The organism is Pseudoalteromonas sp. NSLLW218 (assembly GCF_015864775.1).
GTDB lineage: Bacteria > Pseudomonadota > Gammaproteobacteria > Enterobacterales > Alteromonadaceae > Pseudoalteromonas.
On the sequence record NZ_JADYWO010000002.1, the window covers coordinates 460,552 to 476,820 of the forward strand.

15 protein-coding genes are annotated in these 16,269 nt (G+C 39.6%); 8 read left to right on the forward strand and 7 right to left on the reverse strand.

From position 1 onward, the window contains the following. Positions 1 to 8 precede the first annotated feature (8 nt). The 5 genes from glgC (at position 9) to rluF (ending at position 6,458) form a co-directional block, all read left to right on the forward strand. Positions 9 to 1,310 (forward strand): glucose-1-phosphate adenylyltransferase, encoded by a 1,302-nt coding sequence (glgC, locus tag I6E80_RS04785; protein ID WP_024598134.1) that lies wholly within the window; start codon positions 9 to 11, stop codon positions 1,308 to 1,310. 83 nt (positions 1,311 to 1,393) lie between these two features. After that, on the forward strand, positions 1,394 to 2,929 hold the full coding sequence (locus I6E80_RS04790; protein ID WP_197184944.1) for a glycogen synthase: 1,536 nt from the start codon (positions 1,394 to 1,396) through the stop codon (positions 2,927 to 2,929). An 89-nt stretch (positions 2,930 to 3,018) separates the two neighbouring features. Beyond that, on the forward strand, positions 3,019 to 4,233 hold the full coding sequence (locus I6E80_RS04795) for an HDOD domain-containing protein (RefSeq protein WP_197184945.1): 1,215 nt from the start codon (positions 3,019 to 3,021) through the stop codon (positions 4,231 to 4,233). 30 nt (positions 4,234 to 4,263) lie between these two features. Further along, positions 4,264 to 5,334: a DUF418 domain-containing protein gene (locus tag I6E80_RS04800; protein ID WP_197184965.1), complete on the forward strand. Its 1,071-nt coding sequence runs from the start codon at positions 4,264 to 4,266 to the stop codon at positions 5,332 to 5,334. Positions 5,335 to 5,420: 86 nt separating this feature from the next. Continuing rightward, on the forward strand, positions 5,421 to 6,458 hold the full coding sequence (rluF, locus tag I6E80_RS04805; protein ID WP_076924787.1) for a 23S rRNA pseudouridine(2604) synthase RluF: 1,038 nt from the start codon (positions 5,421 to 5,423) through the stop codon (positions 6,456 to 6,458). A gap of 22 nt (positions 6,459 to 6,480) precedes the next feature. On the opposite strand, the gene I6E80_RS04810 is transcribed toward rluF, so the two are convergent. Both I6E80_RS04810 and I6E80_RS04815 read right to left on the reverse strand, forming a co-directional pair. Continuing rightward, a complete protein-coding gene (locus tag I6E80_RS04810) occupies positions 6,481 to 7,065 on the reverse strand; it encodes a hypothetical protein (protein WP_197184946.1) in 585 nt (194 codons plus the stop codon). 328 nt (positions 7,066 to 7,393) lie between these two features. Continuing rightward, positions 7,394 to 7,633: a MetJ regulator of methionine regulon gene (locus I6E80_RS04815; RefSeq protein ID WP_231616714.1), complete on the reverse strand. Its 240-nt coding sequence runs from the start codon at positions 7,631 to 7,633 to the stop codon at positions 7,394 to 7,396. Positions 7,634 to 7,875: 242 nt separating this feature from the next. Between I6E80_RS04815 and I6E80_RS04820 the strand changes: the two genes are divergently transcribed. Further along, positions 7,876 to 8,208 carry a PBPRA1643 family SWIM/SEC-C metal-binding motif protein gene (locus tag I6E80_RS04820; protein WP_197184947.1) on the forward strand — a complete coding sequence of 111 codons (333 nt, stop codon included), beginning with the start codon at positions 7,876 to 7,878 and terminating at the stop codon, positions 8,206 to 8,208. Positions 8,209 to 8,318: 110 nt separating this feature from the next. Here the strand turns inward: I6E80_RS04820 and I6E80_RS04825 are convergent, their stop codons facing one another. Further along, positions 8,319 to 11,387 (reverse strand): efflux RND transporter permease subunit, encoded by a 3,069-nt coding sequence (locus tag I6E80_RS04825; protein WP_197184948.1) that lies wholly within the window; start codon positions 11,385 to 11,387, stop codon positions 8,319 to 8,321. Between the two features lie 2 nt (positions 11,388 to 11,389). Then, on the reverse strand, positions 11,390 to 12,472 hold the full coding sequence (locus tag I6E80_RS04830) for an efflux RND transporter periplasmic adaptor subunit (protein WP_197184949.1): 1,083 nt from the start codon (positions 12,470 to 12,472) through the stop codon (positions 11,390 to 11,392). 122 nt (positions 12,473 to 12,594) lie between these two features. Here I6E80_RS04830 and I6E80_RS04835 point away from each other — a divergent pair, with 122 nt between their 5' ends. After that, positions 12,595 to 13,491: a LysR family transcriptional regulator gene (locus I6E80_RS04835; RefSeq protein ID WP_076924743.1), complete on the forward strand. Its 897-nt coding sequence runs from the start codon at positions 12,595 to 12,597 to the stop codon at positions 13,489 to 13,491. Further along, the gene (locus I6E80_RS04840) at positions 13,481 to 13,792 is read left to right on the forward strand and encodes an MGMT family protein (protein ID WP_197184950.1); all 312 of its coding nucleotides are present in this window, start codon (positions 13,481 to 13,483) and stop codon (positions 13,790 to 13,792) included. The genes I6E80_RS04835 and I6E80_RS04840 overlap by 11 nt, the downstream gene beginning before the upstream one ends. 320 nt (positions 13,793 to 14,112) lie before the next feature. On the opposite strand, the gene I6E80_RS04845 is transcribed toward I6E80_RS04840, so the two are convergent. From I6E80_RS04845 to I6E80_RS20410, 3 genes are all read right to left on the reverse strand, one after another. Then, the gene (locus I6E80_RS04845; protein WP_197184951.1) at positions 14,113 to 14,706 is read right to left on the reverse strand and encodes a hypothetical protein; all 594 of its coding nucleotides are present in this window, start codon (positions 14,704 to 14,706) and stop codon (positions 14,113 to 14,115) included. Beyond that, positions 14,696 to 15,136: a hypothetical protein gene (locus tag I6E80_RS04850; RefSeq protein ID WP_197184952.1), complete on the reverse strand. Its 441-nt coding sequence runs from the start codon at positions 15,134 to 15,136 to the stop codon at positions 14,696 to 14,698. Before I6E80_RS04850 ends, I6E80_RS04845 begins: the two co-directional genes overlap by 11 nt. 926 nt (positions 15,137 to 16,062) lie before the next feature. Further along, positions 16,063 to 16,269: hypothetical protein (locus I6E80_RS20410; protein WP_231616715.1), on the reverse strand; the 207-nt coding region annotated here is incomplete at its 5' end.

Below are 16,269 nucleotides of genomic sequence, written 5' to 3' on the forward strand. Positions count from 1 at the left end.
AGAGTATTATGCCTAATTATGCAAATCGCTACATAAGTAGCCTAACCAGAGAAACTTACGCGTTAATACTGGCAGGCGGACGCGGTTCTCGCCTGCATGAGCTAACCGATTGGCGAGCAAAGCCAGCAGTTTACTTTGGTGGTAAACATCGAATTATCGATTTTCCACTATCAAACTGCATTAACTCGGGTGTGAGACGCGTTGGTATTGCCACACAATATAAGTCGCATTCATTAATACGACATGTAAATCGAGCTTGGGGCCACTTTAAAAAAGAGCTGGGTGAGTCGGTTGAAATACTACCTGCATCTCAGCGCCAAGGTGATGATTGGTACTGTGGCACCGCCGATGCTGTTTTTCAAAACATAGATATTATTCGCCACGAACTCCCTAAATATGTGATGATTTTGTCTGGAGATCATGTGTACCGCATGGACTATGGCGCTTTATTGGCTGAACATGTGCAAAAAGGGGCTGATATGACGGTATGTTGTATTGAAGTGCCTGTTGAAGAAGCTGCAGACACATTTGGTGTAATGACCGTTGATGAAGAAAATAGAGTGTGCCGTTTTGATGAAAAACCAGCAATGCCGAGTTCTGTACCTGGCAAGCCAGGTACATGTTTAGCATCAATGGGAAACTACATTTTTAATACTGAATTTTTGTTTGAGCAACTTAAGAAAGATTCTGAAAATGAAGGTTCTGGCCGAGATTTTGGTCACGATATTATCCCCGCGATTATAGAAGAGCATAATGTATTTGCGTTCCCATTTAGAGATCCAAATCAAGAAGGGCAACCTTATTGGCGTGATGTAGGTACACTAGATTCGTTCTGGGAGGCTAATATGGAACTGGTAATGCCAGAACCACAACTCGACTTATACGACCCAACGTGGCCAATATGGACATATCAAGAGCAGCTACCACCTGCTAAGTTTATTTTTGATGACGATGATAGACGCGGTATGGCCTTGGACTCAACCGTGTCGGGTGGGTGTATTATTTCGGGCTCCGCAGTTAGAAAATCCCTCTTGTTTTCTAATGTGCATGTTCGCTCATTTTGTACCATTGAGCAGTCGGTAATTTTACCCGGTGCAGTTATAAACCGAGGCTGTAAAATTAAGCGTGCGATAATAGACCGAAGCTGTGAAATACCTGCAGGCCTTGAAATAGGCTTTGACCCTAAAACAGATGAAGAAAACGGCTTTAGGGTATCTAAGAAAGGCATCGTTCTTGTTACTCGTGATATGCTCACTGAGCTTGCAAAAAAGTTAGAGCGCCAAGCGCGTGAGAATAAAAAGCTAGCGTAACAATAAGTTAAATATTAAGCACGACAACAAAGCTTGCTCATTCATGAGCAAGCCCACACAGGTTTAAAGGAAGTAGTAAATTAATGCATGTATTAATGGTTGCAGCAGAAAATGACGCGTTACCAGGCGCAAAAGTAGGCGGTGTGGCAGATGTAGTACGCGATGCCCCAAGGGCGCTCGCAAAGCAAGGTATAACGGTTGACGTTGTTATTCCTGACTACGGGTTTGAGCCGCTTGAGCGTATTTATATAGGTGAAGTAACCGTTGCATTTAATGCTCAACCGCATGTATTAACAGTTTTTAAAGTACAACAAGCCCAAAATAATGTAAGCCAAATTGTTATTAGCCACCCGCTATTTAGTGAATCAGGCAGTGTATATTGTAACGATGCACCGGGGAGGCCTTTTGCAACTGATGCGACTAAATTTGCTTTATTTAATGCAGCCGTCTGCGAAGCATTATTACAAGGTGTATTAAAGCGCCCTACAGCGCTACATTTACATGATTGGCACAGCGCCTGCGTTGCAGTTTTACTTAAGTTTGAGCCACGTTATAGCTCACTTAATACCTTACCCATTGCCTACACAGTGCATAATATTGCACTGCAAGGTATAAGACCCTTTAAACATGATGATTCAAGCTTAGAGGCATGGTTTCCGTCACTTAGTTATAATGGCCAGCAACTATGTGACCCTCGTTATCCGCATTGCTTTAACCCTATGCGCAGTGCAATAAATCTGTGCGATAAAATACATGTTGTATCACCAACCTACAGCCAAGAGGTTCTTGAACCTAGTAATTACGAGCATGGTTTTTTTGGTGGCGAAGGGCTTGAGCAAGATCTGCAAAATGCAGCAAGCCAAGGAAAGCTTGTCGGTATTTTAAATGGCTGCGAATATCCAAGCAATGCACTTGAAGGAGCAACTCTCGCCGATTTTTATAGCCAAGCCGAGAACACTTTATTTACTTGGATGGCAAATAGCGAGCAGTTACAAAGCGGCTACTATATTGCCCACCAACGACTACAGCAATTTAAAGCAACGATTAATAATGGCCCATTAGTCACAAGCGTTGGCCGACTTACAGAGCAAAAAGTGTTGTTATTGTGCCAGCAGGTTAATGGAGTATTAGCTATTGATAAAGTGTGCCAAGTTATTAATGAATATAACGGCAGACTCATTGTTTTAGGTTCGGGTGACAAAGAACTCGAAAGCATAGTTACCAAAGCAATGGCGCGAAATTCTAATCTTTTATTTTTGAAGGGTTATGGTCAAGGTGTTGGCGATTTAATGTATCAACTAGGTGACTTATTTTTAATGCCAAGCTCGTTTGAACCTTGTGGCATTAGCCAAATGCTAGCAATGCGTGCCGGACAACCCTGTTTAGTACACAGTGTTGGCGGATTAAAAGACACGGTAAAACATCATGAAAATGGTTTTAGCTTTAATGGCGACACGTTAGCAACACAAACGAGTAATTTAATTAGCTGTTTAGACGAAACTCTCTTAATTAAAAAGCAGAATCCTAAAAAGTGGCATAAAATTAAGCACAGCGCAGAGCAAATGCGTTTTTCGTGGCCGCAAGTGGCAGCTGATTATATAACAACCTTATACCGGTAAATCGTTACTGTATTGCAAAGTTTAGTGACAATTGTGCCTGCTTAGGGTTTAATTACTTAGTATTATATAAAAACTAAGAAGTAGGTAATGTGTCTGTATTTGTTGCAAGGCAAGCAATATTCAATCGAAGTAAAAAAGTAGTAGCCTATGAGCTACTTTTTCGTGATAGTCCTAAAAATTATTTTCCAGATATTGCCGAAGGCCAAGCAACAGCAAGGCTTATTATGGAAAATCAATTAAATTTAGGTACACGTCATATTACATCAGGCAAAAAGGCACTTATTAATATAGGGCCTGAATCATTAAAACTCGATTTATGTGCTTTTTTACCATGCCAAGATGTTGTTATTGAGTTGCTCGAAAGCATTGAGCCTACCGACGACAACTATGAACTATGCCGAGGCTTATTTCACAGTAACTATAAGCTCGCACTCGATGACTTTGTGTATAAACCACAGTGGGACCGTTTTTTAAAGCTTGTGAAGCTCATTAAATTTGATATTGCAATTACACCTCTTAGTGAAATACAACCCATAATTAATAAGTTACAAACGCATAAACAAATAAAAATACTTGCCGAAAAAATAGAAACACAAGATGACTATAAGCTAGCCTTTGATATGGGGTTTGATTATTTTCAAGGTTATTTTTTTGCAAAACCCATCATGATAAAACAAAACGACATTGACTATAACTATGGTTTAGTTGTCGCTATTTACGCCGAAATAATGAAAACAAGTCCAGATATAAAAACTATATCTGGACTATTTGAGCTTGATGCTGCACTTGCATATAAATTGCTGCGTTTAATTAACAGTGGCGTTTTTCCTATACAAAGCCAGATATCGTCATTAAAGCAAGCGCTTGTGTATTTAGGGCATGAACGCCTTAAAAAGTTTGTCAGCCTTATTGTTACTGCTCATACCGCAGGTAAAAAACCTGCAGAGCTAATGCAAGTGTGTGTTGTACGTGCTCGTTTTTGTGAGCTTTTGGCAAAAAAGGTTAATAAGAGCCAGTCAGGCGAAGCATTTTTAACTGGGTTATTTTCGTTGCTCGATGCAATCCTTGATCAACCCATGAGCTTGCTTGTAGAAAAGCTACCTTTTCCTGATGAAATAAAAACGGCATTATTAGGGGACAAAAACACACTGTATTATATTTTAAATGTTATTAAAGCATACGAAACAGGAAGCTGGTGGGCACTTGAGCAAGCTGTACTTTTGCTAAATATAGATAGTGCTATACTACCTCCACTTTACCAGCAGTCGGTCGATTGGGCTGACAGTTATAAGAACAATATTTAACGGATAATAGCTTTAATGCGCAATTATAATATGGACTTTATTCGCGGCGTTGCCGTGCTTGGCCTAGTTTACATGAATGCTTACGCCTTCGGCCTTTTTGAATACGGATATACCTCCTTAACTAATCCTCCTGTTAGCGACTCAATTATTCATACCTTTAGCAGCGTGTTTGTAGACGGGCGTTTTAGAACGCTGTTTAGTTTGCTTTTTGGTGCCGGGCTTTACATTCAGTGGCAACGTTATAAGTCTGAATTGCAGTTAAAAAGCAGACTTTATTGGTTAATCCTCTTTGGGTTAGCACATGGTTTTTTACTTTGGGCAGGTGATATTTTATTTGTTTACGGTGTATCTGGCTGGTTTGTTATTAAATATCTAGAGAGTGATAACAGCGTACTTTTAAAAAGAGGACTTGAGTTTATTTTGTTATCGGGGGTAGCTACTTTTCTTATAGTATCTAGCGTACCCGATGAAGTGATTTACCGCGATTCAGCACAGTTTATAGATTTATATAACCCACACTATATTGATTACTTTATTAGTAACCTCGCTATGAACACATTGATGCTTGTTATGGTGCCAATAATGACAATGTGGATGTGCGTGGGCCTTATGCTCATTGGCATTTATTTATATAAACAAGACGTTTTTAGTAAAGGCTTAACGACTCAGCAATTAATAGTTTGCGGTGTAATGACCCTTGTTTTTTGTGGAATCAGGCTTTATGCATCACAGCTTAATGGCAGCTTAGGGTATGGGGTGCAAGAGTTTGTAAATATGTTTGCAGCCCTGGGTATGGCTACGCTGTATATTCATCTAATTGTTAAATTTTGCAGTAACAGCGCACACGTTGGCACACTTATTCAACAATCAGGGCGCTTAGCATTTACTTTATATATTAGCCAAACTCTCGTGCAATTATTGTTATATAAAGTGCTATTTACGCATTGGGTGCTCAGTTTTGATCGTATTGACTATTGGTTAGTTGCATCGGCATTAGTTGCGCTGCAGCTCATATTTACCTTTTTATACAGCCGCTATTTTAATCAAGGCCCGCTTGAATGTGTATGGCGTAAATTAACGAAAGCAAAAATTAATGCTTAAACACCTATAAATAGTAAATTAGGGGCGAAAAAATAGTGTGGGTGGTTTACACTACTCGCCTTAAAAATTACTACGCTATAAGTGCCATGACCGAATTAAAACGTTTAAATAAATTTATTAGTGAAACAGGATTTTGTTCACGCCGCGAAGCCGATAAATATATTGAGCAAGGTCGTGTCAGCGTTAATGGCTACTCGCCAGAAATGGGCGTAAAAGTTGCCGCTACCGATGTTGTATTAATTGATGGTAAGCCTCTTAAAGCCACGCCGAAGCGCGTTTACATTGCCTACAATAAACCCGTTGGCATAACGTGTACTACCGAAAGTAAAATTCAAAGTAATATTATACGAGCAGTTAACTATCCAACGCGCATATTCCCAATAGGGCGCTTAGATAGACCGTCTGAAGGGCTTATATTTTTAACCAACGAAGGCGACATCGTTAATAAAATTTTGCGTGCTGGCAATAATCACGAAAAAGAATACGTTGTTACGGTAGATAAACCGCTTAATCGTCAGTTTGTTACAAAAATGGCGAATGGTGTGCCTATTTTAGATACCGTCACTAAAGAATGTAAAGTAACACAAAGCGGCCCCAAAGAATTTAAAATAGTACTTACCCAAGGCTTAAACCGTCAAATACGCCGCATGTGTGAGTATTTGGGCTACGAAGTTGTAACCTTAAAGCGTACGCGCATAATGAACGTAACACTTAAAGGTTTAAAAGTAGGGCAGTGGCGTCACCTATCAGATATTGAAATGGCGCAAATAAACGATTCGATTTCTGACTCAGGTAAAACCCAAGAGCACTCGCTTGATGCTAATAAGCAATCAGAAAATAATGCACCTTTAGCACCTAAAAAACGTGATTTTCAGGGCGAAAACCCACGACGCTTTAATAATGGTGATCGAAATAGTGAGCGTAGTAATGAGCGAAATACAAATCGTAACTCTGAGCGTAGCAATGCTAACGGAGAGCGCAAAAATGAGCGAACTAATACTCCTTACCAAAAGCGTTCTACAACGTATGTGGGTAAGCCAAAAAGCATTAAAGAAAACAAATCGTCTAATGCTAAATCAGACTCAAAACCAAGCTCAGGCCGTATTCTCAGCCTAAAAAAATAATGTGCAGCTAAGTGGTATTCTACTACCACTGTATTTCTTGTACTATTTTACCAAGTGGGCTTTTAACGCCCACTAAGTTTACGTTGTTATTTTGCAAACCCACCAATCTACCTTTATCTAAATACCATCTAAAAGTGTGCTTTTTATAGCTTTTTAAATCCAGTACAGTCAGTTTTGCGCAACTGTATTCATAATCAGTTGGGCAAGTACCTACTTCGAGTAATTGATATTCTTGCTGCCATATATTGTTGCTGTATTTATTGGCAAGTAACTTGACTGAAATACATACCGACGTCCACAACCATAAGTAAATTAAAATAGGCAAAAACAGTGGTATAAATGCGCTGCGGAACTTCCCATGCACATTAATATAATCTTTGACCGTATGTTTAAATTCAAAGTTACTATTATATTTTTTATATAAGTGCCTAAATAAAATTACCGACAGGACTATCGTCATTATAGGAAATAACGTAAACGTTAAAGTGTCGTATATACCGTTGGGGATAAAAGCGGGATCGGCTTGTTCATCCCATGTAAGTAAAGCCAGTGGGGGAGCCGTTGCTATAAGTAGTAGAGCGCTATTGAATAGTTGTTTAAAGGTCACAGAGATTCACTTATAAAATGCTGCTTGTATAAAGCCCAGATTAGCGCTTAAATGCTAAAACCAATGTAAAATAAGAGTATACCTAAATAAATTGCAATCGCCGATAATGCGTTTTTAGAGCGCAGGCGCTTAATTAGGGCGTGTTGACCTTTCGTGATTGATTTTGCAGCAGCGTGTTTGATTTTTAGGCAAGGCGGAGCCTATGTAGTGTGGTTATTCCCCATAAATTGGCGATAACGCAGCATAAAGACCAAACATGCGCTGCCCTTTGGGTTCTTTCTAGGGACGATTAACTCTTTGTTGCTCAGTTTTTACTTAGCCCACTAGGTTACAAACCTCGCGCCGCGATTAAATCGCCCCTAGATTGAACAAATTTCAATCCATAAAGATCAACACGCCCTAGATCGCGTGTGCCATCAACCATGCCTGAAATCACAAGCGGTAAACCACCTGTAAATCGGTAGTTGTTTAAGTTCACGTTACCATTATCGTCAGTTATAAAACGTAAATAACCAAAAAGTATAAAAAGGCTGCCCGCTATTAGTACTGCAATTTTAAACTTTTCCAAGGCTTTTCCATAATATTGAGTTAGTTATTAAAACGCCATTGAGTCTAGTTAGTATAATTTTACTATATTTCGAATTCAAATTTTGCCTAAATCCATTAAATGGCCTCATTATGTCGCTATATTTGGCGTATATACGCTAAAGCTTGATTTATATTGTGCATTAGCAAGTACACCTTAGTTATATGTTGGGTAAGCTGTTAAGATGCGCCGTCTTAATAATGCAGAAAGGTTATAGAAGTAACATGTCAAAATTTTTCTTTATGGGTAAGCCCGACATAATGGGTAAAAATAACAGTAATGGATTTGCGCCAAATCGTACCGCAAAGGTAGGCACAGAGTTACACCCGTTAACGCTAATTGTAAACTCAGCTGAACGACAATCAGAAATAGAAGCCATACTAGAAGAGCATTCGCTGTTTGCTTCAATTGAAGTTAAAGCAGACGTACCAGAAGATATTCGCGAACTAGACTTTGCGCTTAGTAAATCCAAACCACAAGTATTTGATAAAGTACCAGAGCGTAACGCACCTTGTGTATGTGGTAGTGGCAAAAAATATAAAAAGTGTTGCGGTTAGTTTCTTAACAACTAAATATGTAGCCTTTCTTTTTTTATCGGTATTAAATAAAAATGCCACAGGATTTTGAACCTGTGGCATTTTTTAATGTTAACCAATTATATGTTTAACTACTTACGAGGCTCGTAATCAATTCTAAATATCACGGTGTACAGTACCGGCACTACAATTAGAGTCAAAATTGTAGCAAAGCCCAAACCAAACATAATTGTTACCGCCATTGACTGGAAGAACACGTCAAATAACAGCGGGATCATACCCAAAATAGTAGTTATAGCTGCCATTGCAACTGGTCGTACACGGCTCACACCAGAGTCAAACACGGCTTCATAGGACGATTTACCTTCCCTTAATTCAAGGTTTATTTGATCAACTAATACAATACCGTTTTTAATTAGCATACCGCTTAAGCTTAACAAACCAAGTAGCCCCATAAAGCTAAACGGAGCATTCATCGCTAGTAAGCCCGCGCTTACACCAATAATAGCCAAGGGTACAGTTGCCCAAATTACAAGCGGCTGTTTAAGCGAGTTGAAAAGTAGTACGGTTACTGCAAACATAGCTAAATAGCCCAGTGGTAATGAGCCAAATATTGCTTTTTGCGCCTTGCTTGATGACTCAAACTCGCCGCCCCATTCTAGTTGGTAACCACGTGGTAGTTCCATGTTCTCTATTGGGCCGCGAATACGTGCAAATAATTTAGCGGGTGTTTCGTCCCCTAATACATTGTGATCGGCCATTACTGTAATAGTTCGTTTGCGATCGCGGCGCATTATTAGGCTGTCTTCCCACTGCACATCAAATTCGTCTACAACTTGAGTCACTGGTATAAATACACCAAGAACTGGGCTGTATATTTGAAGGTCGTGTACGCTTTCTACGTTTAAGCGCTCGTTAGCAGGAGAGCGAGCAATAATAGGCAGCAACTGCGTGCCATCGCGATATACGCCCACTTGTTTACCCGATAAGCTCGTTAGCAACACATTATCTAAGTCTGATTTACTAATACCTAATCGACGTGCTTTTTGCTCGTTAAACTGCGGGCGAATCATTTTGGTACGTGCGCGCCAGTCATCACGAATATTATATGCACCTTCGTCTTCACCAATCAGCTCTTCGGCTTTAGCGGCGAGTTGTCTTAAAATAACAGGATCAGGGCCCGAAAAACGCGCTTCTATTTTTGCATCAGTAGAAGGGCCAATTTCCATCGGTTTAATTTTAAGCTGTGCAGAGAGTGCATGATTGCTTGAGTAATCACGCACTGTTTGCATTACAGTTGCTACGGCTTCTCTGTCGGCAACACGAATAATTAATTGCCCATACGCGGGGTATGATTTTTCAGGCGCGTAGGTAAGCATAAAGCGCGGTGCACCTTGGCCTGTAGTACTTGTCACTTCTTCAACAAGGTCTTCTTTTTGCAAAAACTCTTCAAGTTTTTTAACGCCCTCAAGGGTTGAGCGAATATCAGAGCCTTGCTCTTGCCAATAATCTACATAAAACATAGGTGTATTAGAGGCAGGGAAAAACGACTGTTTTACAGAGCCAAAACCAACAACCGCAGTACACAGCAAAACAACCATTAATATAAGCGTGGTTTTTCTAAAGTGCAGCGCTAAATCTAAAATCGCTTTATAACCATTAAAAATAAAACCTTTGTACGGGTCTTCATCTTCTTGGCCTTCTTCATTTTTAAATTCGTTTTCTTTAAACATTAAATTGGCAAAAAATGGCGTTAATGTTATGGCTGTTATCCAGCTTAATAAAAGCGAAATAAACAACACCCAAAACAAGCTACCGGCAAATTCACCACTGGCATCAGAGCTTAAACCAATTGGCGCAAAGGCAGTGACTGCAATTACTGTAGCTCCAAGTAAGGGCCATTTTGTTTGCTCAACAATGTTAACAGCCGCTTTTAGTTTTGTTTGGCCACGTTTAAGGTTTATAAGTATGCCTTCGGTGACGACTATGGCGTTATCAACTAGCATACCAAGAGCAATAATAAGTGCTCCAAGCGATATACGTTGCAAGTCGATAGCAAACAACTTCATAAATATAAACGTACCCAGTACGGTAAGCAGTAAAATACCACCAATTAAAATGCCGCTTTTTAAGCCCATAAATAACAGCAGTACAACAATAACAATCGCAATGGCTTCAAGTAAGCTGATAATAAAACCATCAACCGATTTTTGGACCTCTTGTGGTTGGTTGTATACCGAATTTATGTGAATACCATGAGGGCGTTGATATTCAAGTGATGCTAAATGCTCGTCTATGTTTTTACCCACATCAACCACGTTAACACCCGACATAAACGACACGCCAATAAGTAAAGCTTGCTGAGAGTTATAACGAATAATGTTATTTGGTACTTCTGCGTACTCTCTGTAAACCTTTGCTACATCGCCTAAATAAATAAGCTCATTGGCCCCTGATTTTGAAATTAATAAGGTTTCGAGCTCTTTTACATCTTTAAATTCGCCAGTAGGGTGCAAGCGAATTGACTCATCGCCCACACGAATTTTACCTGCGTTAGATACGGTGTTTTGCGATTGCAATAACTGGAATATATGGCTTGGCGCAATACCTAATTGAGCAAGCTTACGCGTAGAAACTTCAACCATTACTTGCGCTTGTTGTTGCCCCGCAACGGTTACTTTACTAACGCCTTTAACCAATACCAGCTCACGCTTTAAAAAATCGACGTAATCTTTAAGCTCGTCATACGAGTAGCCATCGCCGGTTACCGAATACATAACACCGTACACATCGGCAAAGTCATCCAAAATTGTACTTGGGTAAACACCACTGGGTAACGACGGAGAAAGGTCGTTAATTTTACGGCGCATTTCATCCCAAATTTGGCGAAGCTGCTCTTTACGATAATTGCTTTTCATCTCTACTGAAATTTGCGATTTACCGTTAGATGAAATAGAGGTAACGTAATCAACATAAGGGAGTTGCTGAATCGCGTTTTCAATCGGAAAAGTAACTTCTTCTTCAACTTGCTGCGGCGAAGCGCCAGGGTACATGGTAATAACCATGGCTTTTTTAAGCGTGAACTCAGGGTCTTCTAGTTGCCCTAAATCAAAGTACGAAACACTACCGCCAATTAATAGCAGCAGCGTAAACATCCAACTGATTACTTTTTTCTCTATGGAGAGTTGTGCAAAGCTCATAATTATAAGCCTCGCTCTTTATTCCATGCTCTTACTTTCATGCCTTCTTTTAGTGAATGCACACCGGCTGAAACTACAATTTGGCCTTCTTTAATACCACTTAACACTTCAATACCATCGCGGTGTAACTGGCCAACCTTTACAGCTTGTTTATGCACTTGGCTAGTTTTTGAATCAAAAAGCCATACGTAGGCGTTATCTTCAATTGATTCTTGCGGCTCAGAAAACACCGACTCGATAGGTAAGATTGTGTAAGCAACTTGCGAGCGCGTTACTTTACTTAAATCAATAAGCACGCTACCCGTCATACCGGCGAGTAAATTAAAGTCCTCAGGTACTGGTAGCGAAAATACAACCTTATAAGTAAGTGTTGCAGGATCTGCTTGGGTATCCCACTCTTTAATATCAAGTATGTATTCTTTGTTGTCAAAGCCATCAAACTTTACAGTAGGGTGGTAATCGGTGCCTTTTTTAAAACGAGCGACTATTTTTTCAGGAACCTGAATTTCTACGTCCATTAAATCGCGTGTTTCTAAGCGTAATATATTTTGCTTTGCTTGAATATTTTCAAAGTTTTTAACAAACACCTTAGCGACAGTGCCTGAAAATGGCGCGCGTAGCTCGCTGTACTCAAGGTTTGTTTGTGCAATTTTAAATGCAGACTCAGCAATTTGCATATTAGCAGTGGCTTCATCTAATTCTGATTGGCTGGTGATTTTTTTCTCAAACAATTGCTCAATTCGGCCAAGTTGTGATTTTGCCAATTCAAAGCGTGCTTTACGTTCGTCAAACTGTAACTGAAAATCTTCTGGGTCTAGTTTTGCTAATAAATCACCTTTTTCAACGTGTTCACCAGCAAGCACAGGAAACTTAACAAGTTCGCCATTTACCCTAAAAGCAAGGTAAGAGCCTTGGTTTGCAACAACTTCAGCAGGAAAACTACGAATGTTAATTTGCGTATCATGACCTATGTTGAATAATTTAACAGGGCGAATAGGCTCTTCTTTAACTTGTTGTTCTGGCTCAGAACAGGCTATTAAGCTAAGTAAGGTCGTTGTTAATAAACATAGACGAAAGAGTTTCATGTCTTCTCCGTTGCAATGATGGCAAAATAATTAAGTGCAGCATACGCTGCAAACATATAAAATAAAAATCATTAAATTTTAGAAACTCAATAAGTTTTACTTATAATGTTGCAGAGCGGTATATGAAGCTGAATCAATTAATAATTTTAGATGCCATAGTGCAAAGCGCAAGCTTAAGCGGAGCAGCACTAAAGCTACATAAAACGCAGCCCGCGCTTACTCTCGCCATTAAAAATTTAGAAGCTAAAATAGGATTTGAGTTACTAGACAGAAGTAAATACCGATTACAGCTCACTGAAAAAGGGCGTATTTTTCACCGCGAAGCGAAGCAGCTCCTGCATGCCAACGACGAGCTGGCACAACTTGCTGAAGAATTAGCATTAGGCAATGAGCCTCAATTTAGAATTTGTTACGAACAACTGTGCCATATGCAAAGTTACAATGAGATCATAAGTAATACTTTTAGGTTGTTTACTAGCACCGAATTTAGCTTAACAAGCGGAAAACGCTTTATTTCATTAGAGCAAGTAAACAGTGGGCAAGCCGAATTAGGCATTGGCCCGTGGTTTGACTTATTTCATGCAACAGGCGATTTAGAAAGTGTACCAATTGGTAAGCTTGCTATTGGCATTGTGAGCGCTAAGGGCGTACTTCCTCAAAAACTCACCTATAGCGAACTGCAAACGTATCCGTGTTTAGCCATGTTTGAAAGTGACTTGAGTATCGACAGCGACAGGCTATCGTACTCAAAAGGCTCCGCCATGATGAAAATTGATGATGTATCGACCTTAAAATCGTTTTTACTCTCAGGTGCTGGTTGGGCAATGATGAGCCTAGAGCACTGCGACTCTGAAATAAAAGCTGGCTTACTTCAAGAAATACACATAACTGACCGAGAGCATAAGTTTAGCGCGCAAATTAGAGCCTTTAGGCAACATGCAATGCACCACGGCCCTGTAGCGCGTACTATTTGGGAGCAATTTAAAGTACTTAGTGAGGCGTATTTAAATGAACGCTGATATTGATAAAGAAACACTTATTTATACTGTTATCGCAGGCATACCAATAGGTAAAGTGGCAAGCTACGGGCAAGTTGCAGCTCTTGCGGGCTATCCGCAAAACTCACGATTGGTGGGGCGCTTATTAAAAATGATGCCAAACGACTCGGTTATACCTTGGCACAGGGTAGTGAATAGCCAAGGTAAAATATCATTTCCTGAAGGTAGCGAAAAATACCAAGAACAACGTGAAAACTTATTATCAGAAGGTGTATTATTTAAAAACGACAAAGTGAATATGCGCGAGTGCCGGTGGGAGTGATGTGACTATTATGGGCAGGTAAGTGCCATAGCTGACCTTCAAGGCGTGAATCGATACTCTTGTTGGGTGGCGCCTTCAGCTTAACCAACCTACCTTTTGACGTTACTGTATGACATAGTTCGGATAAGTGGTGAAGCCACGCCATCCGATAAAAATGATGAATTTAATACAAACAACTCGACTTACCACGTTGTTAAAACTAAAGATTACTTTTTAAAGCAAAATATCAGTTTTGACTAAGATTTTATAACTTGGGAGTTAAGTGTGAGAGCCAAGAGAAGGACGGATTGTGCAACATATAGCTGACGTTTAGCAACTTGTTAAAAGCCAACTGACTCATTCAAATCGGAAAGCTGTTGCTGCACTAAACTAAAAGAAACCTCTTGAACAAAAACAGTTCCACCCATCGTGTATCTGGAAACAAGATTGTCTTTTGGTACGTTGCTCGAATTTGCAATCGAATACCGAAACAAACGTCTGTCATTTGAGGCAATAGTTACTTCGAATTCTAAAAGCGTGTGGACAGGAAAAGCATCTGGTTTTATTTGTACTGTATGAGTACCTGGCGCAAGATAAAACCCAAGAAAACCTTTCGTTCCTAAACAGCCTTTTTCTATCTTACTTACAACAACATTTAAACAAACAGTTCCACCGTCATCAGCCAAAGGCCGGTAAAAGTAAACCAAAGCTTGATCTTGATTTGTGTGCATAAGACCCGAAAATTTAGGGCCTGTGGCTGCGGGGTTCATACAACCACTCAATGCCAGTAAAAAAACAATTCCTACGATAAATCTCATTAATACATCCTTTACTCTAATTGAAAGCCCCTCACTTTTAAAATGCGAAGCAGCGACCGTATTTTCTCCCAGCCCGCGCAGCGGGCGACTTAATTTGTTAGCTTTGCTAATCTGCAAGTCTCTCTTTTACCTTTAACGTGCCTGAATTAAGTGCTACGAAGTTAGTTTGACCCACTTTAACCATTCCCTGTAACCAAGTACCAATAAGTGTTCTAGGAACTTTGTTATCTGCAAAGTGGGGTAATAGCGCAAGTTGATAGCGAGTTTCCACCCAATCTTTACCTTCTGAGAAGCTTCTCCTAGTGGTAAAAGAGAAAATACCATTTATCAAGCGTAAAGACTCGCATGGAAAAGGAAGCTTGGTGACATTTGAGATGTCTTCCATTTCTACAAAACAACCTGAAGAATTGATGTTTATATTAATTGCACCGATAGCGTTTGTGGAACCAGAATAAAAGCCCTCCCAGTTTCCTGAAAGTTCTTGTTGCGCACTAACCGCAGTACTAAAAAGTAATGTAAAAAATATCAGAGAAAGTTTCATCGTCAAGCTAACATCTTTATCAGAGGACACTTTGCCTATTTTAGCGTGAAAACGTCCTTATTTTATAAGCTTCTATTAATAGCAAAAAGCATAAGTTATTGCTAGTTATATATATTATGCTTTGGGTGGGCTATTTAGTCATGTAGTAAAGGGAAAAGTATCCTCTTAGTATTACTTAGCTGACGGCAAATCTCCTGAATTGCCGGTTATCGCTTGATACCGACTATTAGCTGAGTGCAAAAAGCTGACCTTTAAGGCGTGAATCGATACTCTGTTGGGTGGAGCCTTCGGCTTAACCAATCTACATTTTGACGTTACTGTATGACGTAGGTCGGATAAGTGGCGAAGCCACGCCATCCGATAAAAATGATGAATTTATTACAAACAACCCAACTTACCGCGTTGTTGAAACTAAAGATTACTTTTACAAAGCAAAATATCAGTTTTGAGTGTTTTATAACTCGGGAGTTAAGTGTGAGAGCCAGGAGATGGACGGCTTTGTGCTATTTGCGGACGATGGCAACGCTTAACATATGGGGATTTTAGGAACGCTTTTTCAGCGAGTAAAATTCCCACCATGATGTTTTTGTTATGTTTTGATTTTAAAAACAAAACGACGAAATAGTAAAGCCTGTATTAAAGCGATAACACCTAACATCCACTGTCCATTAAAGTAGAAGCTTAGACAGATAAAAACACTAGGAAATAAGGCATAAAACAAATAGCTTTTGTTGGTAAATTTACATATTACCCAATGAGAAGGAAAACCAATAAATAACCAACCCAAAATTGAAATTAGGAGAAAAACGCCAATATAAAGTAGAAAAGAAACAAACAACCCCAAAATATCAGAAAATTGCAGGTTGCCTGAATTCAAAATGGCAACTAGAGGCAAAAAGATACTTGAGATAAATAAACTTCTAATTATGGCGCTATCCCAACTTCCTAAATTCAATGGCTACTCTCGCAAAACATAACGCCGTAATAAACGGCACAAAATAGCAGGCTAAACTTAGCGACGAAGGAGCACAGCCTGCTGTTTTGTGTCCTTTGTTTAATACTTTGTATGGATAATAAACCCATAAATTAATTAATACTTTAACCAAGTTCGGGTAATGTGAGGCCCAAGCTTTGGCTGC